The sequence below is a fragment of the Mesonia aquimarina genome, from assembly GCF_003667275.1.
Lineage (GTDB): Bacteria > Bacteroidota > Bacteroidia > Flavobacteriales > Flavobacteriaceae > Mesonia > Mesonia aquimarina.
In genome coordinates this window covers 1-25,442 of record NZ_RCNV01000001.1, presented here as the reverse complement: position 1 = coordinate 25,442, position 25,442 = coordinate 1, and the positions used below count along the sequence as shown (strand labels likewise).

At 39.5% G+C, this 25,442-nt stretch carries 29 protein-coding genes; 3 read left to right on the top strand and 26 right to left on the bottom strand.

The features are described 5' to 3' along the window. Position 1 precedes the first annotated feature (1 nt). From D9R05_RS00140 to D9R05_RS00130, 3 genes are read left to right on the top strand one after another with little or no spacing between them, the layout of a single operon-like run. A complete protein-coding gene (locus D9R05_RS00140) occupies positions 2-1,348 on the top strand; it encodes a dihydrolipoyl dehydrogenase family protein (protein WP_121665205.1) in 1,347 nt (448 codons plus the stop codon). A gap of 11 nt (positions 1,349-1,359) precedes the next feature. Then, the gene (locus D9R05_RS00135) at positions 1,360-1,566 is read left to right on the top strand and encodes a GDCCVxC domain-containing (seleno)protein (protein ID WP_121665204.1); all 207 of its coding nucleotides are present in this window, start codon (positions 1,360-1,362) and stop codon (positions 1,564-1,566) included. Next, positions 1,566-1,895 carry a YnfA family protein gene (locus D9R05_RS00130; RefSeq protein ID WP_121665203.1) on the top strand — a complete coding sequence of 110 codons (330 nt, stop codon included), beginning with the start codon at positions 1,566-1,568 and terminating at the stop codon, positions 1,893-1,895. Before D9R05_RS00135 ends, D9R05_RS00130 begins: the two co-directional genes overlap by 1 nt. A 51-nt stretch (positions 1,896-1,946) precedes the next feature. Here the strand turns inward: D9R05_RS00130 and D9R05_RS00125 are convergent, their stop codons facing one another. The 26 genes from D9R05_RS00125 to D9R05_RS00005 form a co-directional block, all read right to left on the bottom strand. Then, positions 1,947-2,609 carry a P-loop NTPase family protein gene (locus D9R05_RS00125; RefSeq protein WP_121665202.1) on the bottom strand — a complete coding sequence of 221 codons (663 nt, stop codon included), beginning with the start codon at positions 2,607-2,609 and terminating at the stop codon, positions 1,947-1,949. Then, positions 2,593-3,345, bottom strand: coding sequence for a hypothetical protein (locus tag D9R05_RS00120; RefSeq protein WP_121665201.1), 753 nt, complete (start codon positions 3,343-3,345; stop codon positions 2,593-2,595). The genes D9R05_RS00125 and D9R05_RS00120 overlap by 17 nt, the downstream gene beginning before the upstream one ends. Before the next feature lie 3 nt (positions 3,346-3,348). Beyond that, a complete protein-coding gene (locus D9R05_RS00115) occupies positions 3,349-3,633 on the bottom strand; it encodes a helix-turn-helix domain-containing protein (RefSeq protein ID WP_008615594.1) in 285 nt (94 codons plus the stop codon). A gap of 297 nt (positions 3,634-3,930) precedes the next feature. Then, positions 3,931-4,767, bottom strand: coding sequence for an RteC domain-containing protein (locus tag D9R05_RS00110; protein WP_121665200.1), 837 nt, complete (start codon positions 4,765-4,767; stop codon positions 3,931-3,933). 177 nt (positions 4,768-4,944) lie between these two features. Then, positions 4,945-5,868, bottom strand: a complete 924-nt coding sequence (locus D9R05_RS00105) for a helix-turn-helix domain-containing protein (RefSeq protein ID WP_121665199.1) — start codon at positions 5,866-5,868, stop codon at positions 4,945-4,947. Between the two features lie 2 nt (positions 5,869-5,870). After that, entirely contained in the window at positions 5,871-6,365 is a 495-nt protein-coding gene (locus D9R05_RS00100; RefSeq protein WP_121665198.1) for an asparaginase domain-containing protein, read from the bottom strand. 214 nt (positions 6,366-6,579) lie between these two features. Continuing rightward, the gene (locus D9R05_RS00095) at positions 6,580-8,544 is read right to left on the bottom strand and encodes a heavy metal translocating P-type ATPase (protein ID WP_121665802.1); all 1,965 of its coding nucleotides are present in this window, start codon (positions 8,542-8,544) and stop codon (positions 6,580-6,582) included. 10 nt (positions 8,545-8,554) lie between these two features. Continuing rightward, entirely contained in the window at positions 8,555-9,451 is an 897-nt protein-coding gene (locus D9R05_RS00090; RefSeq protein ID WP_121665197.1) for a cation diffusion facilitator family transporter, read from the bottom strand. Between the two features lie 11 nt (positions 9,452-9,462). Continuing rightward, positions 9,463-9,819: a SpoIIAA family protein gene (locus D9R05_RS00085; RefSeq protein WP_121665196.1), complete on the bottom strand. Its 357-nt coding sequence runs from the start codon at positions 9,817-9,819 to the stop codon at positions 9,463-9,465. Positions 9,820-9,837: 18 nt separating this feature from the next. After that, a complete protein-coding gene (locus D9R05_RS15420; RefSeq protein WP_162984854.1) occupies positions 9,838-10,014 on the bottom strand; it encodes a hypothetical protein in 177 nt (58 codons plus the stop codon). A gap of 157 nt (positions 10,015-10,171) precedes the next feature. After that, positions 10,172-11,341, bottom strand: coding sequence for an APC family permease (locus D9R05_RS00080; RefSeq protein ID WP_240462875.1), 1,170 nt, complete (start codon positions 11,339-11,341; stop codon positions 10,172-10,174). A gap of 18 nt (positions 11,342-11,359) precedes the next feature. Further along, entirely contained in the window at positions 11,360-11,545 is a 186-nt protein-coding gene (locus D9R05_RS00075) for a hypothetical protein (protein ID WP_013073443.1), read from the bottom strand. Between the two features lies 1 nt (position 11,546). Next, on the bottom strand, positions 11,547-12,545 hold the full coding sequence (locus D9R05_RS00070) for a sodium:calcium antiporter (RefSeq protein ID WP_121665195.1): 999 nt from the start codon (positions 12,543-12,545) through the stop codon (positions 11,547-11,549). 2 nt (positions 12,546-12,547) lie between these two features. Beyond that, a complete protein-coding gene (locus tag D9R05_RS00065) occupies positions 12,548-13,228 on the bottom strand; it encodes a lipoprotein signal peptidase (protein ID WP_121665801.1) in 681 nt (226 codons plus the stop codon). Positions 13,229-13,273: 45 nt separating this feature from the next. Continuing rightward, the gene (locus tag D9R05_RS00060; RefSeq protein WP_121665194.1) at positions 13,274-14,074 is read right to left on the bottom strand and encodes a cation transporter; all 801 of its coding nucleotides are present in this window, start codon (positions 14,072-14,074) and stop codon (positions 13,274-13,276) included. Position 14,075: 1 nt separating this feature from the next. Then, entirely contained in the window at positions 14,076-15,425 is a 1,350-nt protein-coding gene (gene nhaA, locus D9R05_RS00055) for a Na+/H+ antiporter NhaA (protein ID WP_121665193.1), read from the bottom strand. A 97-nt stretch (positions 15,426-15,522) separates the two neighbouring features. Beyond that, on the bottom strand, positions 15,523-16,926 hold the full coding sequence (gene lpdA / locus D9R05_RS00050) for a dihydrolipoyl dehydrogenase (RefSeq protein WP_121665192.1): 1,404 nt from the start codon (positions 16,924-16,926) through the stop codon (positions 15,523-15,525). 90 nt (positions 16,927-17,016) lie between these two features. Further along, entirely contained in the window at positions 17,017-17,445 is a 429-nt protein-coding gene (locus D9R05_RS00045; protein WP_009778862.1) for a Fur family transcriptional regulator, read from the bottom strand. Positions 17,446-17,483: 38 nt separating this feature from the next. Beyond that, complete coding sequence (locus tag D9R05_RS00040; protein WP_121665800.1) at positions 17,484-20,033, bottom strand: heavy metal translocating P-type ATPase; 2,550 nt, start codon at positions 20,031-20,033, stop codon at positions 17,484-17,486. Between the two features lie 135 nt (positions 20,034-20,168). Then, positions 20,169-20,300, bottom strand: a complete 132-nt coding sequence (locus tag D9R05_RS15655; protein WP_262696550.1) for a hypothetical protein — start codon at positions 20,298-20,300, stop codon at positions 20,169-20,171. Between the two features lie 251 nt (positions 20,301-20,551). Next, a complete protein-coding gene (locus D9R05_RS00030) occupies positions 20,552-21,085 on the bottom strand; it encodes an AlbA family DNA-binding domain-containing protein (RefSeq protein ID WP_240462873.1) in 534 nt (177 codons plus the stop codon). Between the two features lie 140 nt (positions 21,086-21,225). Next, positions 21,226-21,585, bottom strand: a complete 360-nt coding sequence (locus tag D9R05_RS00025) for a SpoIIAA family protein (RefSeq protein ID WP_008615619.1) — start codon at positions 21,583-21,585, stop codon at positions 21,226-21,228. A 26-nt stretch (positions 21,586-21,611) separates the two neighbouring features. Continuing rightward, positions 21,612-22,034: a Fur family transcriptional regulator gene (locus D9R05_RS00020; protein WP_008613756.1), complete on the bottom strand. Its 423-nt coding sequence runs from the start codon at positions 22,032-22,034 to the stop codon at positions 21,612-21,614. A gap of 15 nt (positions 22,035-22,049) precedes the next feature. Continuing rightward, on the bottom strand, positions 22,050-22,388 hold the full coding sequence (locus D9R05_RS00015; protein WP_009778856.1) for a P-II family nitrogen regulator: 339 nt from the start codon (positions 22,386-22,388) through the stop codon (positions 22,050-22,052). Positions 22,389-22,484: 96 nt separating this feature from the next. Beyond that, the gene (locus D9R05_RS00010; protein WP_240462871.1) at positions 22,485-23,735 is read right to left on the bottom strand and encodes an efflux RND transporter periplasmic adaptor subunit; all 1,251 of its coding nucleotides are present in this window, start codon (positions 23,733-23,735) and stop codon (positions 22,485-22,487) included. Positions 23,736-23,757: 22 nt separating this feature from the next. Further along, positions 23,758-25,442, bottom strand: a 1,685-nt coding sequence (locus tag D9R05_RS00005; protein WP_162984853.1) for a TolC family protein, incomplete at its 5' end; no start/stop codon positions are given.

The window sequence follows — 25,442 nt, the reverse complement described above, 5'->3', positions numbered from 1 at the left end:
TATGAAAGAATATGATGTATTTATAATTGGTTCAGGAATGGCGGGAATGACCATCGCCAACAAATGCGCTTCAAAAGGCCTGAAAGTCGGAATCACAGATGAATTACCGTATGGTGGCACTTGCGCATTGAGAGGTTGTGACCCAAAAAAAGTAATTATTGGCGCTACGGAAGTACGAGACTTTGCTAAAAGGCTTAAAGGTAATGGCATAGATACCATACCTAAAGTCAATTGGAAGGACATAATGGCATTTAAACAATCCTTTGTGGATGAAATGCCACCGAAAATTGAAAAAGGATATAAAAAAAACGGAATAGACACTTATCATAGTTCAGCAAAATTCCTGTCAGAAAACACATTAGAAGTCGGAAATGAGAAGGTAAAAGCCAACAAAATTGTAATCGCATCGGGTTCCAAGCCAAGAGTTTTAGAATTTGAAGGAGGGCACTTTGCCAAATCCAGTACCGATTTCTTGAATTTAGAAAAATTACCAAAATCGGTATTATTTATCGGTGGTGGATATATTGCTTTTGAGTTTGCGCATATAGCAGCTCGATGTGGAGCAGAAGTTACTATTGTTCATCGTGGAGAAAATCCGTTGGGAAATTTTGACCAGGATATTGTAAAACATCTTGTTTCTGCCACAAAAGAGTTAGGCATAAAACTCATTCTTAATACAGAGGTTACCGCTATTGAAAAAGTCGGTAACAAGTATAGAGTGAAAGGTAAATCCGTTGAAAAAACAGAAAATTTTGAAGCAGAAACTGTTTTTAATTCTGCCGGCAGACCACCAGCAATTTTTGATTTGAATTTAGAGAAAGCAAAGATAGCCTTTACAAAAAAAGGTATTACGATGGACAAATACCTTCAAAGTACTTCAAATCCATACATTTATACAGCGGGCGATGCCGCATATTCAGAAGGTTTGCCCTTAACGCCAGTTGCAGTTTTGGAAGGTCATACTGTTGCTTCAAATATAATTAAAGGCAATTCTAAAGAAATAAGTTATCCACCAATGCCAACGGTAGTTTTTACTTTGCCTACTATGGCTTCTGTTGGCTTTACTGAATTGAAAGCGAAAGAGCTGAATTACAACATTAGGATAAACTATAAAGGGGTTGGCAATTGGTTCAATGCTAAACGCTTGAATGTAGAAGAATATGCGTTCAAAACTATAATTGACAATGAAACCCAAACAATTTTGGGAGCGCATTTAATCGGACCCAATTCAGAAGAAACAATAAATATCTTCGCAATGGCCATAAAAACAAAGATGAAGGTTAATGATATTAGAACAATGATTTTCTCATATCCAACATTGGCTTCGGACATAACACATATGCTTTAACAAAAAATCGAATGGAAACTATATTAAAATCAGAAATTACCTGTCCAACCTGCGGACATAAAAAAGTAGAGGAAATGCCAACAAACGCTTGTCAATTCTTTTATGAGTGTGAGAATTGTAAAACGGTTCTAAAACCAAACGAAGGAGATTGTTGTGTTTATTGCTCTTATGGAACTGTACCTTGTCCACCAATTCAAGAAAATAAAAATTGTTGCTAATGCAGATTATTAAATCAATTCCCATATTCATTTTAGCAGGACTTTGCGAAATCGGTGGAGGTTATCTTATTTGGCTATGGTTGAAGGAAGATAAGCCTATTTGGTATGGTTTAATAGGAGGCCTACTTCTTGCATTTTACGGTGTGGTTGCAACTTTGCAAACCGCAAGCTTTGCGAGAGTTTATGCAACTTATGGCGGAGTTTTTATTGTAATGTCACTACTATGGTCGATGAAGTTTGACAATTATTCGCCCGACAAATACGATATAATAGGAGCATTGATTGCATTATTGGGTGTTTGCATTATTTATTACGCACCGAGAAATTGAAAAAAAAAACAGAAGCAAGTATACTTTGAATAGTGTCAGTTTTTTTCAAATCTATTTCCGCTTGTCCCCAGCCCCTTTATCAAAGGCAATTAAATTAAACAATTCCCGCATCCGGCTGCGAACACGGTTTCCGTAACGTTCCTCCAATTCTTCTGCATTCAGGTTCGTTGTCGCGTGAGTCTTGATTTTGTGTTTGGTCTGTAGGAACAGCTCGTATCTGGATAGTAGAACTTCACCCATCACATTGAGATCCTTGCCATAAAACCTTCCGGCCGGTTCAACGCCCAGATCGTCAAAACAGAAAAACTTCGTATTTCCATAGTCTTCAATGGTTTTAAAACCAAGATGGTTAAAACTGAATGCTACATTCCGGCAAGGGATCATTTCATAAGGGCGTTGCAACGGTACTAAATGCCGTAAAAGTTTCAATAAACTGGTTTTACCGCACCCAACGGGCCCAGAAAGCAAAATGCCTTTTTCAACATCGATATCAAATTTTTGGCAGTTTTCCTTGTCCTTGATGAAGTAGGAACAGAGCTTTAGCAAAATATCCTTGTCCTCTTCATAAATTTTAAATTTCTTTCCAAAAAGCAGCTTTCCCTTGGCATTCAAGTAAATTAGGATTTTCGGGAAATCGTAAAGCACGCATTTCCCGTCAAATTTGCCCAGCGAATATTCCACGCCGCCTTCGGTTATTTTAGAGGGGTTGTCCATAATCCTTGGTTTTAGTGGTTTTGAGGTTGTCCCGATTTAGGGAGGCTCCCTTTTTGTTTGGTTTGTTTTCTTCGGCAAACAATTCGGTTCTATCCATCCAATTTGTGGCCAATGCACGCCAATCCCTGATTGTTTTCCCATCGCTTGTTTTCCAATCATTGGCTTCATAATGCGCAAAGAATTTTTTTCCTTCATCAGCATTAAAATCTTTTTCAATAAAAAAATCTAAAACGGCCTGCCTGCCCTTTGGCTGTTTATTAATGTTTACCTGTTTGGTATTGTTTATATTAGATACCAATGCTTGTCCACTCACGGGACGGTGCTGGTACACAGCTTGTCCGTTGCTGGGACGGTGCTGGTACACTACCGGTTCACGTATGGGACGGTACCGTTCCGCAAGCTGTTCCAATTCGGGATTGTACCGTCCCATATCCGGTTCATCACTTGTCCCGATAATGGCCATCTTGATCTTACTCCCTTTGTATGGATTATTGGATGGGAAATAGGATAGGTATTCCCACAAGTTTAGGTCGGTAACGCAGCGATGATAGGTAGATTTAGAGCCTATTTTGGCCACGCGCATCAGTTCCCTGCGGTTCACAAAAAACTCATCAGCAAATCGGCTGCTGTTCCATTCTTGGAACAGAGCCATATAAAGGCTGATATGCGTTGGGTTCAAGCGGTCATCGAAGAAGAATTTTTCAAAAGCCGCATTGAGTAGCTTTATATAGTTCATCGCCTAAGAATTTAATCCGTGCTGCACACGGTTGGCCGTCATCACGTTCTGGATTTCCTCGGCATCGTAGTAGATGATGCCACCCACTTTGGTGTAGGGCAACGTGCCATTAATGCGTAGGTTTTGTAAAGTTCCTGGGCTTACTTGTAGTAAATCCATTACTTCAGAGGATTTTAGGTACTTTTTTAGCTTTCCTTTAGACTGATTGGTAAGCAGTTTTTTAATATCATCGAGTAATTCCATTTTGAATTCACGAAGATCGTCTGTGGTAATAATACTTGTAGGCATAATAGAACGGTTTTAAAAGAAAGGGACTACCAAAAGGTTAAACATTTTAATTGATAGCCCCTCGCAGGATTTGACTTTCGTTCTACAAATTTGGCCTGGTTTAGTGGATTTTATTCCCCATAACGACCGTAGTACGGACAAAATTTAACATTTTGAAATTCGACTGATTATGATAGGTTTTGGGTCTTTTCTTACGGAAACTATGAGATTAAAAGAATCAGATTAAATGGAGAATCTTAAAAAGCAGGATTTCGATAGGTCAACCGTAGTACGGACTTTTTTTAACAGTTTTTAGAATTATTCTTCACTCTTGTTCATCTCAGAAATTAGGGAGGTACTTAGTGAATCCAGAAACAATGTTCTGCTGTGTTTTCTATTTTTTATGTCTTGGTAGGTATTGTAAATTTTTGCGGTAGGTTTAAAATCAAAAATCTCTTGAAGCTTATTGGAGAGTTTGATGATACTTAAATCATTTTGATTTGTTATTCCGGCAAAACTTAAAGCATAAACTAGCTCCACCCAATCGGTATTGGTAAATGGCCAGGGGATTTTTTCTGTATTCGATTTAACACTTTTCTCATTTAGATTATTTTTGAGCTTAAATAATCGCTCATCCAAATAGACAACCAATAAATTGTATGCTTTAAATTTACCTAAGAGCATATCCCTTGGGGTGCAAAACTCGGGATCCTGAAAGTAGAATTTTGAAGTGGTTATATGATAAGTGTCCAAATAATCACGTGTATAATATTCCTTATCAAAATGGGTAGCTTTGGAATTGACATACTGCCCGAAATCAATATTATAGAGAAAGAAACGGTTAAGCTTGCCAATTTTCTTTTTTAGGAATTTAAGTTGGGCTTTTTTGTCAACTTTTGGAAATTGAATTTCTAAAGAATGGATTTCTGAGAAATAAATGAGCTGTACCAGCGGGATTTGTTTAATGTTCTTAAAAAAGTCTATCTCTTGTTCTAGGGAACCAAATTCATTTGCAATAATTTCCTTTTTGAACAAACTAAGAAGATTACGGCATACTTCAATAGAACGAAAAGCCCTATTCAAAATATCATTGTTTTTAAGCTTAATTTCGTTCAGTCCTTCCAGTAGTATTTCTGCTTGTAACTGTAAATCCATCACCCATCATTTTACAGATCATTTTTAAAGAGTTTAAGTGAATTCATTTAAAGATAAATTTAAAACAATAAAATACAAGTGAATTACAGCGTATTTGGCTACGTAAAAACCGTATTTTCCTACGGAAATCTATTAAACCTGAGTATTTATAGGTAAATAATAGAATACTATCCTAACTTATTTTTTGAACTTTTTACGAAAGCCTAATAAGAATTGTCGCCTATTTTTCACCCCTGTTTTCTTGTAGATGTTAGATGCGTGCTTAGATACTGTACTTTCGGCAATATATAAATCTTTGGAAATTTCTTTATAAGACTGATTACTTAAAATTGATAAAGCGACTTCAATTTCCCGTTTGGTTAAGTTTTCATAAACTATTCTGTCCTTTGCAGGATATTCATTTTGTTTTTTGTTCCAATCAAAAATTTTATGCATTTTACTCTTATTCTCAAGTAGGTAAAGATACCTTTCTATTTCAATGGCGGTAATAGCGTAAAAAGCCAAGTTCATTACAGTAAAAGTTAACCATTGGTAATCACCAATTACTGTTAAAATAGGTAGTAATGCGATACAACTTACGCTTAGGATTGAAAATTTATTTCGCCTTAGAAAAAAGCAATTGGGATTTTCGAGGTTTGATATTCTTTTATAAAAGAACCAAAGAAATACAAAAGCCACTATTGATATGGGAACTGTAAAAAGTACTCTAGCCCAATAAAGGGAACTGGTAAGAAAGTAAGGAATAAGAAATAATAAGATAAAACTACTAATTGCCAGAATTATCAAATTTTTAATTGAAAAATGTATTCTAACAACAAGAATATCATATTCTTTATATAAGTAGTATATTAAGTAAATGCAGAGGGTTATAGCTACACCGTAAGTAATAATATATTGAAGGATGAATGGGCCTGGAAAGTTTTCAAAGGGTAAAAACCCCCCTGTGCCATTATATGCTATAAAAAGTAAACCAAGCTTTAAAAACCTAAAATGGTTACTCCTAATTTTTTTAAATGAATGGTGGTAAAACGTAAACGATACGATGAGAGTATCTATTAAAAGATAGAAGAAAGTTGTCCAATGTATCGGTGTGCCAAACATTTTTAATTTTTATTTTTGGACATAAATTTGTTGGTATCTGTATTCTTGGTAACATCCTTCCAATGAAAAATTTTACCATTCATAGCAATATATACATCGGGCTTTAGAAATTGTAAAGAGCTAATGGCAAACCCTAAATTGAAAGAGGCATCCGTATCTTTAGAGTTTCCTATTATAAATGAGCCTACGAGAACAATAGTTTTTTCAAGGCCCTTATTGCCAAGGTAAAATGCGGTATCTTCCATCGTAAAAGTGCCGTGGGTTATTAAGATTTTTTCCGCATTGGAAGCTTTTATTTTTTTTAGTAAAAACATCCTGTCTTCATCGGTAATTGATCGGCTATCTTTGGCGAATGCTTTTTCGATAATGTAGGGAAAGGAAACATTGGCAGAATCAAGAAACTCCCGAATAGTGATTTTACTTTGCTCTAAATTATTTTCTGGGTTTTCATAATCCAGGCCTTCAATAGTTCCCCCTGTGGTGATAATATGAATCATTTTATAAACTTTATTAGTTTGTAAATCCCTTGGTTACTCAATGCTTATGAATATTCCCTTTTAGCACAAAAAAGTAAAGCAGAAATGAGGCAATAACCAAGAGGACAAGTACAATAACTCCCTTGACTTTATCTTTTTTTGTGATTTTGTTTTTAGCTGGTTTTTGAGCTTTTTTCTTTCTTCTATTTCTTCTACTTTGAGACATCTTGTTAAACTATTTCCAATTCATTTTCTGTAATCTTACGGCGTTGAGTATTGCTAAAAACGCCACTCCAACATCGGCAAATACGGCCTCCCACATTGTCGCCATTCCAAAGGCACCTAATGCCATAACGGCAATTTTAACCCCGAATGCCAAGCCTATATTCTGCCAAACGATTCGTCTGGTGGAACGCCCAATTTTAATGGCTTGGGCAATTTTAGAAGGCTGGTCGGTCTGGATGATGACATCTGCGGTCTCAATGGCGACATCGCTGCCCAGACCTCCCATAGCCATACCTACATCGCTGGTCGCAAGTACAGGAGCATCGTTGATGCCATCACCAATAAAAGCCACGGTAGTGCCGGTGACTTTTTGAAGCCGTTCCACTTCGTTGAGTTTATCTTCCGGTAATAATCCTCCCATTGCACTATCCACACCCATTTCCCTACCAACTTCTTTGGTAATGGAATCCTTGTCACCAGAAAGCATTATGATTCTTGATATTCCCGCTTTACGGATTTGTTTGATTGCTTCGTGGGCATCTTCCTTCAGTTCGTCGGCAATGGTCACGTAGCCTGCAAATTTCCCATCAATTGATACCATTACAATAGATTCTACAATGGTTTCAGTTTCCGCAGGGACTTCTATATTGTTTGAGGTCATTAAAGCCTTATTGCCCACTAAAACCGTTTTACCGTTTACTGTGCCTTTCAAGCCTTTTCCTGCCACCTCAGATACTTCGGAAGCTTCAAAATCCGCACCTTTGGTCTTATATTCCAATATCGCCTTGGCAATGGGATGGGTGGACTGTTCTTCCATCGCCATCAGGTATTTCATAAATTCCGCTTCCGCGAAAGTGTCATTATTAACAACATCCTTGATTTTAAAGACCCCTTTGGTAACCGTTCCCGTTTTGTCCATTACCACGGTATTCACTTTGGTCATTGTATCCAAGAAGGAAGCTCCCTTAAAAAGAATACCGTTGTGCGAGGCTGCTCCCAAACCACCAAAATAGCCCAATGGAATCGAAACAACCAATGCGCAGGGACAAGAAATAACAAGGAAGATCAAGGCACGGTACAACCAATCTTCAAAGATGTAATTCTCGACAAATAGATAGGGTACAAAGGTCAGTCCAATGGCAAGGAATACCACGATGGGGGTGTACACCCTCGCGAATTTTCTAATGAACAGTTCCGTTTTTGATTTACGGGCGGTGGCATTCTGTACCAAATCCAGGATACGGGCAATTGAACTGTCCTTGAATTCCTTAGTGGTCTCGATTTCAATAACTCCATCGAGGTTGATACTTCCGGCAAAAACCTTGTCGTCTTTTGCAACGGTATCGGGTTTGCTTTCGCCGGTAATGGCAGCAGTATTCAACGAAGCTTTTTCGGATAACAGTTTACCGTCCAAAGGGATTTTCTCGCCCACCCGTACCTGAATCTTATCACCAACCTCGACCGTTTCGGGGTTGACGGAAACAAAATCGCCATCACGATATACCAAAGCTTCATTGGGACGCACATCCAAAAGGGCTTTTATATTACCCTTCGCTTTTTTGACCGCAGCACTTTGAAAGAGCTCGCCGACCGCGTAAAAAAGCATTACTGCCACGCCCTCGGGATATTCGCCTATGGCAAATGCCCCCAATGTTGCGAGTGACATTAAAAGGAATTCGGTAAAGAAATCCCCATTTTTTATACTTTTCCAACCTTCAATAATAACGGGAAACCCAACAGGAATATAGGCTACAACGTACCAGATTATTCGAACCCAACCCTCGAAAAACGGGAAGGCATCAAAATAATCGATGACAATACCCGCAATCAGCATTACAAAACTGAAAATAGCGGGTAGGTAGGTTCTAAATTTTGATGCTTTTTCCGGACTACTGTGGTTATGGCCATCATCGTGGCTGTGTTCGCCAGAATGTTTCCGGGTATCGATATCCCTTAGATTTTGTTTTTTCTTCATCGTGATTTTATTATTCCAGACCTTGATAGGGTTTATATTCTTTGTCCCCAAATTCTTTTTCGATTTGCAGGGTGGTATGGGTTATTTCAAATTTATCGTGCAATTGTTCCCGGATATCGTAGATGAACTGATCCTCGTGCCCATCAGGAACGACCAGATGGGTAGAAAGTGCCGTTTCCGTGGTACTCATTGCCCAGATATGTAAATCGTGTACTTCTTCGACCCCTTCGATATCCATTAAGAATTTTTCCACTTCATCGATGTCGATGTTTTTGGGAACGGCATCAATGGCTATTTTTACGGAATCCCTCAAAAGTCCCCAGGCACTATATAAAATGACCAGTACAATGACCAAACTAAGCGCAGGGTCTATCCACGTCAATCCTGTGTATTTAATGGCAAGTCCACCAAGAAGCACTCCTAAAGTTACCCCGGCATCGGCGGCCATATGTAAAAATGCGCCACGTATGTTCAAATCGCCTTTTGAACCTTTCCAAAAAAGGAAAGCCGTACCGGTGTTTACCACCAAACCAATAGCCGCTACAATCATTACGATGTTACCGGAAATTTCTGCCGGATTTTGGAATTTTTGAATGGCGTCCCAAGCGATCAGTCCCGCAGCCGCAATGATGATAAGCCCATTGATCATCGAAGCCAAAATGGTCGTTTTTCGTAAACCATACGTATAGCGTTTTGAGGGTCTTTTAGTCGCTATTTTAATTGCCGCCCAGGCCAGGATCAGACTAAAGACATCGCTTGCATTGTGGGCTGCATCTGCAACGAGGGCTGAAGAATTGACCATAAAACCATAATACAACTCGACGACAACATAAATAGTGTTCAAGGCTATGCCTATGCCAAAAGCCTTTCCGTAGTTCTGTGAACCGTGTGAATGATCGTGTGCCATAATTATCTAATTTATTTTTTTATCCATTGTTTAGCTGTTTTTCTATCTTCTAAACTAAAATAGTTGATCTCGGCGTTTGTAAATGGTTTCATAAATTGGGCAATCCAATCCTGCCATTTTTTTTCACCCACCATCGCTATTTTTTCATAATCTTTTGCGTGGGCAGTATCCATTTTTAGATCTTCCCACAGGCCTGGAAAATCCCAGCCGGTAAAATTCTCCATTTCAAAATACCAGCGTACGTTTAATCCTTTGTCCAAAATAGCATGAATAATGGGATGTACCTTCTCAATATCCATTTCGGATAAATCTCCCGATGCTCTGGTTGCAATAATATTATCTCCTGAAATCTCTATAATTTGTAACATATCTATTTTTATTAATTATTAACCGCCTAAATCGTAAAACCATTCTTCAGCTTTCATAATTCCTTCTTTTATGGCATTTCCCTTAGTATAATTCTTTTCTATAACCAGACTTTTAGCAATTTCCAGGGCTTTTTCCTTCACTGCAGGATGGAGGCCATCCAAACTGGCTTTAAATTCTTCAAAGGTCCATTCCATAGCTTCATTTTAATGGTTGAACAGTTCTTTTTCTTTTTCGGGATCCATCTCATTCCTTGACTTTTTGTCCAAAAAATAATCCAGTACGATGCCCAATATAATTGCGCCCACAAAAGCAATATACACCTGCCAGTTAAACTGAACTACCAAAGACAAGCTAATGATTATGGCCAAAATGGGTAGGATAGGTACTTTTCCTATGGAAAGGGGGAACTTTAAAGGGCCTTTCTTTGTCAGGTGCTTTATAACGCAAAACGATGAGTGCAATATTCACAGCTACAAAAACGAGTAACGCCCCTAAAGAGGACATTCCTGCGACAATTTTAATATCTCCCAATAACAAAAATGCCGCTACCGCAGCCATAACCACCAGTGTAGTTACCCAGGGTACTTTCTGTGCATTGGTCTTGGTCATAAATTTTGGAAGCTCGCCCACGCTTGCCATACCGAAAAGCAACCTGCTAATGGAAATAATGCCACTAAAAGCCGCATTAGCCGTAGCAAAAAGTGCCGCAACTGCCAGGGCTACGGGCAACCAGGAATTTAAATTTGAAGCGGCCAGCGACAATGGGGAATTTACCTTTGCTATTTCTGCGGGGTCACTTATATTGAGTACCGTAAAAGATATTAGTAGGTATATAATTGTGGTAAACACCATTGTCAATAAAAATGCCCTCGGAATCGTCTTGCCCGGATTTTTTACCTCGGAACCCAATGCTGCCATATGCTCAAAGCCGGTATAAACAAAAAATAAGGTAGCAGTCGCTGCCAGGGTGCCGGAAAAGGACTCCACTTTAAAAAATTCTGATTTTGGTGGTCCTGTTTCCAAAAGTCCGACCGCAATAAGAATAAACAATCCCAATAGCTGAATACTGACCATAATGATATTGGCGGTAGATGATTTTTTGATGCCCGTAATGCTTATCAATGCAAGAATCAGTAGCACAGCATAGCTAACCAGTAAGGAAGGGATGTTAAAAAACGTATTGAAATACCCTGAAAAAGCAAGTAGCACCGCGGCGATGGTGGCCGAACTGTGAAATGCAATCGTCCAACCTGTTAGAAAAGATGGAATGTCGATTTTTGGAAACGCTTTCCGTACAAAAATGAATTCTGCACCGGCATTAGGATAGGTAGAGGACAGCTCTGCATACGACATTGCCGAGACACTGGCCGCAATGGCGGCAAAAATAAAACTCAACCAAAGGTCTGTTCCCGCCTGTCCAGCGGCTGCACCAATTACAGTATATATTCCAGCACCAACAATGGTACCTACACCATAAAAAGTAAGGCGAAGAGTACCCAGAGATTTTTTTAATTCTGCCATAATACTATTAGTAATATATTATCCATTTCTATCTAAATTCCTTTTTTCCATCTCTGCCTTTACGATGCCACGCTCAATAGCCTCTTCTTTTGAACAATTTTTGTTCAAATAGAAATCCCTTGCATATTTTAATGCTACTGCTCTAATATTTTCATCCAGCACATTAAGCCTCTCCTGGTAATCCTTAAATAAATCCTCCTTCATTTTAAAATAGTTTTAGAACAAAAAACACCATAGTTAAAAGATATACAATATACGCTGCATCGAAAACGAATATCTGCCATCTGCTGAACCCGTGAAGTTCCTTGCTTTGATGGACAAATACTGAATATAAAAGCGGCATCAGTCCTACAAAAGCCAGGTTGACCCAAAACAACTGGAAATCTTCGATTGGGGTCGTTACCAGTGCCAGGGGGAAAAATGCCACTGTCATGGTAACGGCATTATCTGCAATCACACTGGTGGTACCCGCAGTCACTTCACCTCCCTTTACCACACTCCATGTTTTAAATATTTCAGGGGCGGTAGTCATAATTCCGGTGATAAACAACCCTCCAACAATTTCGGAAATATTCAGTGCCGAAACAATATTTTCGGTAGCTTTTACAATAAAAAAAGCCCCCACGGCTATGGCCAGGGCCCCTGCAACCGAAAGCCATATTTTCTTTTTATCCCATTCTACCTTCTGACCCTTTTCCCTGCCTTTTATAATGGCATGCGTTAAAAAAGCCGCATAGGCAGCCAGCATGATCCACCCATCAATGGGTTGTAATCCACGCCAGGCTTTTGGAAGGGTTAGTATAGCTACCAAAGCAATGATTGCCAGATAGGGGATGGACAATACCGAGACAGAACGTTTGTTCAGGGCCAGCAGGTTGGCATCCAAATGTTTTTGATGTTCCTTATTGTTTTTAAACTTTCTTCTGGAAGCAAAGTATGCAATGGTTACCATGAGCGGAATGGAAATTATATTGGAACCAAGCAAATTCCCCAACCCGATATCAGATACCCCACGGGCGGCGCTCGTAATATTTATCGCCACTTCAGGGCTCGCTGTTACAATAGCCAGGAAAGCTGCCCCTGCAGAAGCAGTAAGCCCCCATTGCTTACGCAGCATTTTTAAAGGGGTAAGGAGTTGGTCCGCGCCCCAATGGGCAGCCCAAGCTGCCAATCCCAATACTACTACCCAAAGCCAAGCGTTCATAACTAATCGATTTTTATAATTGTCCTGTTACTTTCAGTATATTTCAACTTTTTCTTATCCGATATTTTCTGGTCTTTTTTTTGTTGGCTTTGAAAGATCAGGAGTAAAATCACTCCCGTGCTAATCCAAACATCTGCGGTATTGAATACAGGGTCGAAAAAAGTAAATTCATTGCCTCCCCATAATAGCATCCATTCCGGAAGCCTTGTTTCAATAATTGGAAAGAACCACATATCCACCACATTGCCATTTAAAAATCCCGCATAACCACCGCCTGAGGAGAATATTTCTGCAATATTGCGAAGTGCGGGATCACTTTTTTCAAAAATCAGTCCGTAAAATGCACCGTCAATCAAATTGCCCAATGCACCTGCGTATATAAATGCGGCACAGATTATAAAGACTTTTGCATATCCTTTACGTATCATTTTTTTGATATAAAAGGTCCCCCAAATAACGGCTACGAAGCGAAATAGTATTAAAACAAATTTGGCCAGATATCCCTCGCCAAATTTAAAGCCCCAGGCCATGCCGGGATTCTCCAAAAAATGTAAGCGAAACCAATCCAGGCCAAACACAAAATATTCCTCGCCATAATAAAAATGGGTCTTCACATAAATCTTTATGGCCTGGTCTATTACCAACAACAGTAAAATCAATAATGCTACACTACTTTTATTCATAATTTCCTTATTGTTGCCCAACGTCTTGTGCAACATATATTTGCATTATTTAGATAATTTTAAAATTCTTATGGCACCCCGCATTACAAACGTAAAAACGATGCCGCCAATTACCAAATCAGGCCATTTGCTATCCAGAAAATAGACCAGCACCCCGGCCAGTATCACCCCGCCGTTTACGATGATATCATTGGAGGTAAAAATAGCACTGGCCTGCATATGCGCCTCCTTACTTTTGGCCTTATTTATCAACCAAAGCGAAATAAGGTTACCCAAAAGGGCGAAAATGGAAACAATGATCATCAATTGGAAAATTGGTGTTTCACTACTGGTAAAAAACCTTCTTAATACCTCTGCAAAACCAAGTGTTGCCAAGGCCATCTGAAAATACCCGCTGAATTTTGCCACCTTCTTTTTTCTGGAAATGGCACCACCTACTGCAAATAAACTTAGCGCATATACTATCGAATCTGCCAGCATATCCAACGAATCTGCAATAAGGCCCATAGAAGAAGAGATCCACCCCATGGTCATTTCGATAATGAAAAAGCCGAAATTTATCCCAAAGACCCACCAAAGGATTGTTTTCTGTTTGGATTGGTCTTCTATTACGGGAGGATCGGCTTCTTCGGTCCCTTGGAAGGAATCCCCAAGGTTTAAACTGGCTATTGATGTTTGTATATCTTCGATTCCATTCACATGATATACTTCCAATTTCCTGTTGGGAATATCAAAATCCAAATATTTCACTTGTGTATAAGCCTCCAACTTCATCCGGATCATCTGTTCTTCTGAAGGACAGTCCATTTGACTTACTATAAAAGTACTTTTGTTCATTTCTCCCATATCACTTAACTATATTTTTCTTTCCTTTATTGGAAGTTAATAAGAGAATTACCGCACCGCCAATAGCTGCAAGTAATGAAGCTATCAAAATGCTTATTTTCGAAATTTTAATCAATTCCTGATCATTAAATGCGAGATTGGTAATAAAAAGGGACATGGTAAAGCCAATTCCCGCAATCATACCAATTCCAATTATATGTTTCCAGTTTAGTGTAATATGTAATTCGGAAACTCCAAGTTTTTGCCCAATCAATGTAAAAATACCAATCCCTGTTACTTTGCCAATTGCTAATCCCAAAAGGATCCCCAGCCCTAAAGAACCGGAAACAACCTCAATTAAATTTACATCGAGCTTTACTCCCGCATTCGCGACTGCAAAAATTGGAATGATAAAGAAAGCATTGAAATCAACAAGGGAATTTTCCAGTTTGAGCAAAGGAGGCCTTGAATTCTCAGTATCTGTTTTAATGGCTTTTAAAATTATTTGTTGTTTTTTATCCTGAAGAGGATTTAATTTTTCCAGCTCTGTTTTCTCAAGATTAGTAACGTTTGTGGCGGTCCTTTCTTTTAATATTTTACTGTCTAATTTGGGCACTATTGGAATGGTAATGGCAAAAAGTACTCCCGCAATAGTTGGATGGATCCCCGAATTAAGGAAGCAATACCATAAGATGATCCCAATAATAATATACCAAATCAAATTTTTGACCCCAGTCCAATTCATTAATAATAATAACCCAAATGCCCCCATGCCCGATCCAAGGTATATCCAGCTCAACTCGTTGCTATAAAACAATGCTATCACCAATATGGCACCTATATCGTCAGCAATAGCGAGGGCTATTAAAAATATTTTTAACTGCCTGGGGACATTTTTCCCCAGTAGGCCAATAATCCCTAGTGAATATGCGATATCGGTAGCCATAGGGATGCCCCAACCCTTTATATTTTCAGTGCCTAAATTTAGGCTAATAAAAATGAGGGCCGGAACTGCCATACCACCTAAAGCTGCCAACAAGGGGGCTGAGGCTTTTTTAATTGAAGATAATTCCCCCACCATAACCTCCCTCTTCAATTCAAGGCCGGCAACCAAAAAGAAAATTGCCATTAGGCCATCATTGATCCATTCTTCAATTGTTAGCCCAAAACTAAGATGCTCGGAAAATTCAAAAAGCAATTCATCGCCAAGAAAATGATGATAGGCACTTGCCCACTGTGAATTAGCTAAAAGAAGGGCAACTATAGTAGCAATTATTAAAAAAATCCCCCCAGCTGTTTCCCTGTCGAGGAACTTTGTTGCCGTTTCCCTGATATACCCAATAGTGGATTGATTTCGAACTGATTGCCCCATTTTATCTTATCTGTTTTTTGAGTTAATTACTTAAACCTTAATATTTCAAAAAGCTCAGTAGCGTCTTAATTTTTAAGAACTTACTGTTAGGTCAACTTTAAATATGCAACGCCCTGTCTTCGGTGGCTGCCAAACAGGCTTCTTTAAAGGTTTCTGAAAAGGTGGGGTGCCCGTGTGACATTCTTGCTATGTCTTCGGCAGCTGCCCTAAATTCCATCGCTACCACCGCTTCGGTGTAGCTGTCTGCTATGCGAGGGCCTATCATATGCACGCCCAGTATCTCATCGGTTTCCTTATCTGCAATTACTTTTATAAAACCGTCGGTGTCCATACTTATCTTTGCCCGTGCATTTGCCTTAAAAGGGAAAGAGCCTGTTTTTATACTTTTATTGGCCTTTTTCAGTTCTTCTTCCGTCAAGCCTACACCGGCGACCTCAGGCTGGGTGTACACGATATTTGGGATAAGCGAATAATTGATATGGGGCTTTTGGCCAACAATCCGTTCGGCTACAAAAACGCCTTCTTCACTGGCTTTATGGGCAAGCATTGCCCCCCGGATTACATCCCCAATGGCATACACACCCTTGACGTTGGTTTCAAGGTTTTTATCTACCGTTATCTGTCCTTTCTCATTGGTTTCCACTCCTATATTTTCAAGCCCTAAACTGGCGGTGTATGGTTTTCGGCCAATGGCCATAAGACAGTAATCGCCATCTAAACTCATTTCTTCTTTATCGGAAAGATTTTCCGCTTTCAATTCTACTTTATCCTCAGTTGCCGTTGCGTTTGTCACCTTATGTTCCAAATAAAAATCAATTCCCTGTTTTCTAAGGGAACGGTGCAATTGATGTCCCAGTGCGCCGTCCATAGTGGCGATAAGGCTATCAAAATATTCTACTATGGAAACCTTTGAACCCAGGCGGGCGAATACGGAACCTATCTCAACACCGATAACGCCACCCCCAACGACCATTAAGTGCTTGGGGATTTCCTGTAGGGCAAGGGCTTCGGTAGAAGAGATGATACGCTTTTTGTCTATTTTAATATTGGGCAATGAAGCGGGTTTGGACCCTGTGGCAATGATGATTTTATCGGTTGCTATGGTTTCCGTTTTATCTTCTCCCTTAATTTCAATCGTGTTTTTGTCCTTGATGGTGCCATGACCTTCATAAACGGTAACCTTGTTCTTTTTCATCAGATAATCAACGCCATTGATGATTTCCTGTACCACATCCTGAACCCTTTGGCTCATTTTCAGGATATCGACATTGGCCTCTTTAACATCAATCCCAAATTTTTCGAATTGATGCTTGAGTTTGTAATAATGCTCAGAGGCTTCCAACCAGGCTTTTGACGGGATACAGCCCACGTTTAGACAGGTGCCGCCCAGGGTGCTGTATCTTTCTACAATGGCTATTTTTAATCCTAATTGGGCGCAACGGATCGCACTTACATACCCGCCCGGGCCAGATCCTATTATAGTTACATCAAATTTTTCCATATTCATATTTTTTTTAAGTTCGTTACGGTGGAAAAAACCTTAAGCTTGACCATTGGGGGCTGGGATTCAGGCTTAAGGCACTCCCACCTATTATTTTTTACTACAATTTTTACATATCCCTTTTAATACCAGGTTCACATCGTTCACCTCATACTGGTCTGGCAAACTCTCTTCCGATATTTTATTTGGTAAACAGATTGTTTTCTTACAATCGGTACAATGAAAGTGCATATGTAAACCTGTACTGAGTTTAACATTGGTGTTTTCATCAGAAAGCGCATATTTTGCAAAAGCAGTTCCATCGTCAATTTGGTGCACCATGCTTTTTTTCTCAAAGAGCTTTATCGTCCTATAGAAAGTGGTCTTATTGGCTGTTTTGATATTTTTATGGATAAAGACTTTTTGCATTTCATTTAAACTTACCGCATAAGTTTTCCTTTTGAGGTATTTGTAAATTTTCAACCTCATTTCAGTGGAACGTATCCCTTTGGACGATAATTTTTTTTCCGTTTTTGTCATTTTATATTCTTTCGAAAAACAGTCTAAGTCCGGATTTTCTATTCTTTTTTATAAGCCAAAAGCCTTAACGCATTAAAAACCACCAGTAGTGTGGAACCTTCATGGATTACAACCGCCATTCCAATATTTGCCAAGCCGAATATGGTTGAAGGTATAAGTAGGGCAACAATACCAAGGCTTACCCAAAGGTTCTGTCTGATAATCGCCTTTGCCTTCCTGCTTAAGCCTATGGCAAAGGGCAGGGTTTCCAACTTGTCGGCCATTAGCGCAATATCCGCCGTTTCTAGGGCCACATCACTTCCAGCAGCACCCATAGCTATTCCTACAGTGCTGTTTGCCATGGCAGGGGCATCATTAACGCCATCGCCCACCATTGCCACCTTGGATTCCTTTTCTTTTAATTCTTTTATAGCATCCACTTTTTCTTCCGGCAATAGGCTCCCCCAGGCATCGGTCAATCCTATTTCTTCTGCTACAGCGTCTGCTACCTTCTGGTTATCACCGGTAAGCATGATCATTCGTTTAATGCCGATTTCTTTTAATTTTTTAAGGGTTCCCTTGGCGGCTTCACGAGGGGTATCCATTAATGCAATGATGCCTATATATTCTTCATTTTTTCGTATAAGCATTGTTGTATTTCCACCACCTTCAAGACCACGCACTTTCGTAGCTATTTTTTCGGAAGGTGTACTCTCATCAAGCCCTTCGTACAGGTCGAGGTTACCTATATAGATTTTATCATTGCCAAATGATGCTTTAATCCCTTTACCCAGAACTGCCTCCAAATTAGAGGCATTTGGGATTTCCTCGCCTTCCAGACGCTCTTTTCCATCACGAACTACAGCTTTGGCCAGGGGGTGATCACTAAGACCTTCCACGGCTACTGCTATTTTGAGAAGTTCGTTTTCAGATATATTTCCAAGTGGCACCACTTGGGTAAGTTTTGGCTTTCCTTCCGTTAGAGTTCCGGTTTTATCGAAGGCGAGGGCAGTCAATTCTCCCAGATCCTCTAGTGGTCGGCCTCCTTTAATTAATACCCCGCCACGGGCGGCCCTGGCCACTCCACTCAATACAGCACTTGGGGTCGAGATTGCCAACGCACAGGGACTTGCAGCTACCAGTACCGCCATAGCCCGGTAAAAGCTGGCGCTAAAGGGTTCGTCTATTACAAGAAAAGCGAATAAAAGAATACCAACCAAAATAAGGACGGATGGCACAAAATATTTTTCGAATTTATCGGTGAGCAACTGGGTAGGCGATTTTTGAGTCTGAGCTTCGTTAACCAGTTTCACCAATCGGGAAAGCGTTGAATCTTTGGCTGCTTTGATCACTTTAATTTCCAAAGTATTATTCCCATTGATCGTTCCAGCAAAAACGCGGTTTTCATCCTTGATATCATCTACCTCTGAGTAATCCTTTTCGATGTCTTTCAGAGGAACTTTATCTACCGGTACACTCTCCCCGGTTATTGGAGCCTGGTTAACGCTACTCTGCCCATCTACCACTACGCCATCTGCAGATATTTTACTATTTGGTTTCACCACAATGATATCACCAATATTGAGTTTTTCGATACCAACTTCTTCCGTCTTACCATCTTTTTTGAGCAAGGCTGTTTTTGGCGCCAGTTCTGCCAATGCGGCTATAGATTTTCGTGCTTTGTTCATTGCATAATGCTCCAGGGCATGTCCCAGGCTAAAAAGAAATAATAACAAGGCACCTTCAGCCCATTCCCCTAAAATAGCCGCTCCAATCGCTGCGACCAACATGAGAAAATCAATTTCAAACCCGCCTTTGGCTACGGTTTCCACAGCTTCTTTAGCAGTATAAAACCCTCCAAAGAAATAGGCTCCAATATAAAGGGAAAGACTAACCCATTGCGGAACTGATTCTACAAAGGATAGTCCAAAACCTATCCCCAACAAAACCCCACAAATAATGGCAAAAATAAGCTCTGTATTTTTCCCAAAAATACCTCCGTGTGCGTGGGAATGATCTTCGCCGGCGCCGTGGCTATCCGCTTCTTTAAGATTCTGTACTCCCTCATCTTCATGCTGGTGTCGCTGGCCCATCTTATTTTTTTTATTTAATTTATCAGAGGTTTTTTCCGAAGATTTAAAGCCGTTCTCATGGCCAGAGGCACTTTTCTTGACTTGTAGGTTTTCTTTTTCGAGCTTTGTAGTTATCTCATCAAAACTTGTTTCCCGTTTATCATATTCTAAACGGATCATTCCTCCGGCATTGGCGGAAGCTTCCAAAACGCCTTTGATATTCAGCAGACTCTTTTCTAAAGTCCTTGCATGCCGGGTATGCCTAATCCCCTCAACCTCTATAAGCAAATGTCCATATTTCGCGGTAATTTCAGCCCCGGTTCTTTCTGCCAATGATTGAATGCTGTCAATAGAAATTATATCCGGATCGTAATGAAAGTACAATTGTGGCACCGTATCTTCCTGATCGTCTTTTATATGCACTTTATCAAGACCTTCTTTGGCTTCTAATTCTTCAATGAGCCTTTGCACACAAGTGTCTTTTTCATTTGGCACCTGTGGAAGGATTACGGGAATTTTGATTTTTAGTTTTTTCATATCCTTAGTTATTTGTATCCAGTTTTTTGCTTGTTCCTTATCCTGAAGGTCAAAATATTTGACTTCTGAACCAGTAAAGAAATCAGTAGCTTTAGCGACCCATTCCTGCTATTTTTTTCGCCTACAAATGCCATTTTACACCTTATGATCTTTACCGATGATGTTGTGGATGAGCGGATGGATTTTTTCTATATCCTTCTTTGTGATTTTACCATTGACTTTAGCGGCAATCAAGTTTTCTTTTTCTATGTCCAATACCTGTATCATTTTTTCAATTTTATAGGGTCTATATTAATTTAAGTCTATCTCCAAATACTCCAGAGCCTCAGGCATATCCAACTCACGGGTACCATTCCCGGTTCTGATAAAGAAATGCGAACGGTCACTCAAATTCAAATACACAGGTTTTTGTGATTTATGAACCCTTACATAACAGATATCCTTTTCTTCAAATTGGTGAAAGGACACTTTAACCAAAGTGCAAAAATGGGTACCCAACTTGAGGGACACCAATTGCATTATATATTGATCAAACCCGTCCTTGCTAGGTTTTTTAAAGTACCATAATCCTGTTCCAGCCCCAGAATACTACCTTCATCATCAACTCCGATAATTAAATGCCCTCCTTGGGTGTTCATAAACCCGGCAATTGTTTTTGCTATTACGTCTTCCAAAGTCTTATTCGGTTTAAACTGCCTCAAATCCCATCTCAAGGTAGATTTAAATTTTACTTGCTGGTTTTCTCCTGCCGCAATCAGCTCTCTAATCTCCTCCAGCTTATCTCTTCTTCCGGTCAATTGAAATATTCTTTGCCTGACCATAAACATAAGCGACAAGGCAATGCCCAGCAGTCCAAATAGCAATTTGATTATGGCTTGATCCAAATCCCATGAACTAAATTCCTGCTGATATGAAGCAAGCAGAGATTTCCACCATTCGCCATTACCTCCCTGCATGTCATACATGTGGAGTGAAATAACCAGGGGCTGTATTATAAATAAGCCAAGGGCTAATCCAATGAATATAAAAACAAATACTTTGCGTTTTTTCATTTTTACCTTCTTTTATAAGCCATAGGTGCCATCGCTTTCGATGCCTGTGCCTTATAACTACTTCTTCTTATCCTGAAGGACTTTCTTCTTTTGTTCAAATTCCTCATCGCTTATCTTCTGTTTAAATTTATTTAACTTTTTTAATGATTTTCTTTCTCCATCCATTCCTTGGCCAAATCTTTTTCTTCAGGGCTAAAGAATTTAATATGTGCCCTTGTAAAGGGAATCAAAACTTCCGTAAACTGTTCCTTCCATTTTGTATTTCCCACCAATGCAACCTTTTTAACGCGTTCTTCATTCGGAAGTTTCAGTTCAATGCCCTTCCAATACGCACTTGCGGTCCACCCCTCAAAATTTTCCATTTCAATATACCAGTACACTTTATGGTTTGCCTGTATATGGTTTTTTAATTGAGATATCAAATTGTCATAATCGGTAGCATCCAATCTATTTTGAGCTACCATATATACCTTGCTTTCTTTCTTATAAATTTTCATCATTGTTCCAATTTTTTAAATCAAAAAACTTAATCCAAGTCATTGCTACATTTCTCACAGACTCCCTTGGCCACCAGATTGATATCCTCTGCCACATAGCCTTCGGGCAGGTTTATCTGAGGGATTTTGTGCTCTGTAAGGCACACGGTTTCCCCGCAACTATTGCAATGAAAATGTAAGTGAAGGTCGTTGCCAACCTCGCATTCACAATTGTCTTCGCACAGGGCATATTTAATGATGCCGGTGCCATCCTCAATTTGATGCACGATTCCTTTTTCTTCAAATGTCTTCATAGTACGGAAAAGCGTACTCCTTTCCGAGCTTTCGAAATCCTTTCCAAGGTCGCCTAAGCTAACGGCCACATTCAGTTGTGCCAGCCGTCTATAGGTCATCAGGCGCATTGCCGTAGGGCGGATGCCTTTGCTTTCCAACTTTTTTACTATTTTTTCCATTTGCTATAAAAGTATTTAGGGATCGTAACGCTTTATGGATTCCCCGGTTTTTATCTGGAAGGCATCTTCAATATCGGAAAGATAAATTATTCCGTCACCGGGTTCAGTTGTTTTTGCATTCTCAAGGATAATATCTATTGCTGATTGTGCTTCTTCGTTTTGACATACCAGTTCTAACTTTACCACCGGACTGTCTGTTACACGGAAATCTAAAGAAGGTGATGCGCCTTTTGCTTTAAAAGCCCCCGTTCCTTCTCCCTGGGAAAGGGTCATACTTTTAAATCCGCTTTCACTAAGAGCTTCAATTACATTTTGAACTCGTTTCGGTTTTATAAATGCTTTTATTTCTTTCATTGCTGTAATATTAATTTTAGTATTAAGGATGAACCCTCTGGAATTTTAATTAAGACAAACATTTAACAGAGAGTCCATCCATCTAATTTTTTTAATTTAATGACCATGGGAAGTCTGGCTTTTCTGCATTTCAGAAACCAGATAATAGGCATTATTATAGGCAACCAACGTACCTTCAGGCAGAGGCTCCAGCAGTTTAATTTCAACCCAACCATCTTCATTTATTCCCGTTCTAACCTGCACTGGTTTCAATTCCCATTCGGTTTCACCATCTTCCTGGTGTTTTTGGGCCGTAAAGATGTAGGGATTTCCTTCTTCTTCAATTATTGCTTCTTCCGGTAAGGCAGGAACAGCTTCTTCACCGGTCCTGATTTTTCCGTTTATATACATCCCCGGAATTAGAAAATCTTCTTTATTATCGATTTCTGCATGCACATGTACCGCTTTGGGGTTTTGTTCAAATTGTTTCCCCACTGAATAAATTTCCCCGGTTAAATTACTGCCTGGAACCGATTCCAGTGTAAACGCAATCTTTTGGCCTTCTTTCACCTTATAAATATCTTTTTCAAAAACCATTAGATCGGCATGAACATGTTCATTATCAACTACCATAAACATGCTGGTTTGCGGCTCCACATACTGTCCTATCTGCACCAGTACTTTTTCTATATAACCTCCAATTGGGCTTACTACCGGAATATATTCATATAATTCACCGTCTCTAACCTGGGAAGCATTTAGGTTTAACTGGCGCAATTGCGATTCGTACCCCCGCACTTCACCTTGTACAGACTGGTAATCTGCCTGGGTTTGTTGAAAAGATTTTCCAGATCCTACCTCTGCTTCATATAAACGTTTCTGTCTTTCAAATTCCTTTTCCAAAAATTGCATCCTGCTATATGCATTAATATAATCAGACTGCATTCTGGTTAAATTTGGGTGAGAAAGATAAGCCAGTACCTGACCTTTATTTACCTTATCCCCCTCAATAACCTTTATAGAAGTTATATTACCGCCTAAAACTGCCGTCACGGTAGCCTCATATTGTGGCGGCACTTCTAACTGGCCATTGGCTTCCACAATACCGGACAAAGCTTTTTTAGGTAAGGTATCTACTTTAATCCCCAGACTATTGAATTTCATTTCTGAAAGATGTACCGAACGCATCCCACCTTCTTCTTCACCGTGTTCTTCATCTCCTTCCTCACCGTGATTTTCACCTTCTTCGGTATTAGTAGTTGCAGTTTCACTGGAAGCGTCATCCCCTTCCTCAGGATTTTCTTTACATCCAAAGAATATGCTGAGCGTTAAGGCAAGCATTAAAATATTTATTGATCTTGTATTCATATCGATTTTCTTATTTTAATTTTTAATTTGAATTCTTAAGGTAATATTCCAGTTGGTAACGGCTGTCGAGATAATCATTAAAAGCACTCCAGGCATTTACCTCAATTCTAATGGCATCCCTTATATTTTGAAGGAAAGTTATATAATCTATAGCTCCCTCTTTAAATGCTAATACTGACCCTTCCTGTTGTTCCTGTGCTAAAGGAAGTGCTTCATCCCTATAATAATTCCATGAGTTTCTCCATTTGATATAGTCTTCACGCATATTTTTATAGGCGGTTTCCAGTTCGATTTTATCCTGATAAAAGTTTTGCTCTGCAATCTGTCTATTTACTTGTGCTTCCTGTGTACGGCCTAATTCCGGCCCAAAAAACAGCGGAATTTGAATTCCTATTTGATATTGGAAGAAACCCGATTGCCCGGCTATTTCCTGCCTACCGTACTGACCCTGAAATTTGGGCAAAAATTCAGATTTTCGTTCTCTGGTAACCGCTTTGGCAACATCTATCCTTTGTTCCGAAACCTGTAGCAACGGATGATTTTCAAGCGACTCTACCAGAAAGTTTAAAGGTTCGTCTAAAGTTTCAACAGGCAAATCTGGTACATCATAGATTGTGTCACTAACGAACCATAGGTTTAAACGCTGTATTGATTTCAGGTAATCTCGGTACGATTGTTCCAGCTGTATTTTAACCTCGTTCGCCTGGTTGGAGGTAGCAAGATATTCCAATTTGGAGGTGGCCTCTGTTTCATACCTGATTCTTGCAGCCCTTTCAATATCTTCAAAAATTGAATCCATTTTTCTATAAACCTGGAATGTCCTTTTAGTTGTATAAACCGAGGCCCAGGCCCTGCTTACTTCACGTTCAATTTCAATAGTAGATAACTCTAAGGCACTTTCAGCAAGGGCAACCCTTTCTTTCTGCAATTTTAACCGGGGGGCAATTCCAAAAATATCAATGCCTTGCTGTTGGACGCCAATTTGAGTATAGACCCCATCAGAGCCATTTCCTACTTCTTCTTTTCCTGTAAAGATTTGGGTATTTCCAAAATCATAGGCGGTTTTACGCAATACTTCCTCACTTTCAATTTCAAGTTGAGCAGCTTTTAATTGCGGAAAGTTTTGGATTGCCATTTCTTTAGCCTCTTGCAAACTAATAGTTTGTAAAGAATCCTGTTGTGAATATTCAGATGACATTGCATCAGATTGTGCATTTACAGAAAAGGTTCCGCCTAAAACAAAGCCAATTATCAAAATCGTAGCTAAAGATCGTGAATTGGAAGAACCAAGCTTGTTCTGTTCCTTTTTCTCCCGTCTCTTCTCTACAAATGTATAAAGGACAGGAAGAACCACCAGCGTAAGCAAGGTAGCCGTAAGCATACCACCTATAACAACTGTAGCAAGTGGTTGTTGAACTTCTGCACCGGCAGATGTGGAAAATGCCATTGGTAAAAAACCGAAAATATCTGTTGTTGCTGTTAACATAATAGGTCGTATTCGTTCTTTGGTTCCTGTAAAAATTCTATCTCTTATACTGGTTACTCCTTCTTCTTTTAAAGAATTGAATCTATTTATTAGTACCAGTCCGTTTAAAACTGCAACACCAAACAGAACAATGAAGCCTACACCTGCGGAAATGCTAAATGGCATACCTCTTAACCAAAGGGCAAAAACACCTCCGATAGCAGCCAATGGTATCGCCATAT

Bases quoted from the DNA above. Each gene is read 5' to 3' on its own strand.
- D9R05_RS00140 (WP_121665205.1), top strand. From the start codon at position 2: ATGAAAGAATATGATGTATTTATAATTGGTTCAGGAATGGCGGGAATG.
- D9R05_RS00135 (WP_121665204.1), top strand. From the start codon at position 1,360: ATGGAAACTATATTAAAATCAGAAATTACCTGTCCAACCTGCGGACAT.
- D9R05_RS00130 (WP_121665203.1), top strand. From the start codon at position 1,566: ATGCAGATTATTAAATCAATTCCCATATTCATTTTAGCAGGACTTTGC.
- D9R05_RS00125 (WP_121665202.1), bottom strand. From the start codon at position 2,609: ATGGACAACCCCTCTAAAATAACCGAAGGCGGCGTGGAATATTCGCTG.
- D9R05_RS00120 (WP_121665201.1), bottom strand. From the start codon at position 3,345: ATGAACTATATAAAGCTACTCAATGCGGCTTTTGAAAAATTCTTCTTC.
- D9R05_RS00115 (WP_008615594.1), bottom strand. From the start codon at position 3,633: ATGCCTACAAGTATTATTACCACAGACGATCTTCGTGAATTCAAAATG.
- D9R05_RS00110 (WP_121665200.1), bottom strand. From the start codon at position 4,767: ATGGATTTACAGTTACAAGCAGAAATACTACTGGAAGGACTGAACGAA.
- D9R05_RS00105 (WP_121665199.1), bottom strand. From the start codon at position 5,868: ATGTTTGGCACACCGATACATTGGACAACTTTCTTCTATCTTTTAATA.
- D9R05_RS00100 (WP_121665198.1), bottom strand. From the start codon at position 6,365: ATGATTCATATTATCACCACAGGGGGAACTATTGAAGGCCTGGATTAT.
- D9R05_RS00095 (WP_121665802.1), bottom strand. From the start codon at position 8,544: ATGAAGAAAAAACAAAATCTAAGGGATATCGATACCCGGAAACATTCT.
- D9R05_RS00090 (WP_121665197.1), bottom strand. From the start codon at position 9,451: ATGGCACACGATCATTCACACGGTTCACAGAACTACGGAAAGGCTTTT.
- D9R05_RS00085 (WP_121665196.1), bottom strand. From the start codon at position 9,819: ATGTTACAAATTATAGAGATTTCAGGAGATAATATTATTGCAACCAGA.
- D9R05_RS15420 (WP_162984854.1), bottom strand. From the start codon at position 10,014: ATGGAATGGACCTTTGAAGAATTTAAAGCCAGTTTGGATGGCCTCCAT.
- D9R05_RS00080 (WP_240462875.1), bottom strand. From the start codon at position 11,341: ATGGCAGAATTAAAAAAATCTCTGGGTACTCTTCGCCTTACTTTTTAT.
- D9R05_RS00075 (WP_013073443.1), bottom strand. From the start codon at position 11,545: ATGAAGGAGGATTTATTTAAGGATTACCAGGAGAGGCTTAATGTGCTG.
- D9R05_RS00070 (WP_121665195.1), bottom strand. From the start codon at position 12,545: ATGAACGCTTGGCTTTGGGTAGTAGTATTGGGATTGGCAGCTTGGGCT.
- D9R05_RS00065 (WP_121665801.1), bottom strand. From the start codon at position 13,228: ATGAATAAAAGTAGTGTAGCATTATTGATTTTACTGTTGTTGGTAATA.
- D9R05_RS00060 (WP_121665194.1), bottom strand. From the start codon at position 14,074: ATGGGAGAAATGAACAAAAGTACTTTTATAGTAAGTCAAATGGACTGT.
- nhaA (WP_121665193.1), bottom strand. From the start codon at position 15,425: ATGGGGCAATCAGTTCGAAATCAATCCACTATTGGGTATATCAGGGAA.
- lpdA (WP_121665192.1), bottom strand. From the start codon at position 16,926: ATGGAAAAATTTGATGTAACTATAATAGGATCTGGCCCGGGCGGGTAT.
- D9R05_RS00045 (WP_009778862.1), bottom strand. From the start codon at position 17,445: ATGACAAAAACGGAAAAAAAATTATCGTCCAAAGGGATACGTTCCACT.
- D9R05_RS00040 (WP_121665800.1), bottom strand. From the start codon at position 20,033: ATGAAAAAACTAAAAATCAAAATTCCCGTAATCCTTCCACAGGTGCCA.
- D9R05_RS15655 (WP_262696550.1), bottom strand. From the start codon at position 20,300: ATGATACAGGTATTGGACATAGAAAAAGAAAACTTGATTGCCGCTAAA.
- D9R05_RS00030 (WP_240462873.1), bottom strand. From the start codon at position 21,085: ATGAAAAAACGCAAAGTATTTGTTTTTATATTCATTGGATTAGCCCTT.
- D9R05_RS00025 (WP_008615619.1), bottom strand. From the start codon at position 21,585: ATGATGAAAATTTATAAGAAAGAAAGCAAGGTATATATGGTAGCTCAA.
- D9R05_RS00020 (WP_008613756.1), bottom strand. From the start codon at position 22,034: ATGGAAAAAATAGTAAAAAAGTTGGAAAGCAAAGGCATCCGCCCTACG.
- D9R05_RS00015 (WP_009778856.1), bottom strand. From the start codon at position 22,388: ATGAAAGAAATAAAAGCATTTATAAAACCGAAACGAGTTCAAAATGTA.
- D9R05_RS00010 (WP_240462871.1), bottom strand. From the start codon at position 23,735: ATGAATACAAGATCAATAAATATTTTAATGCTTGCCTTAACGCTCAGC.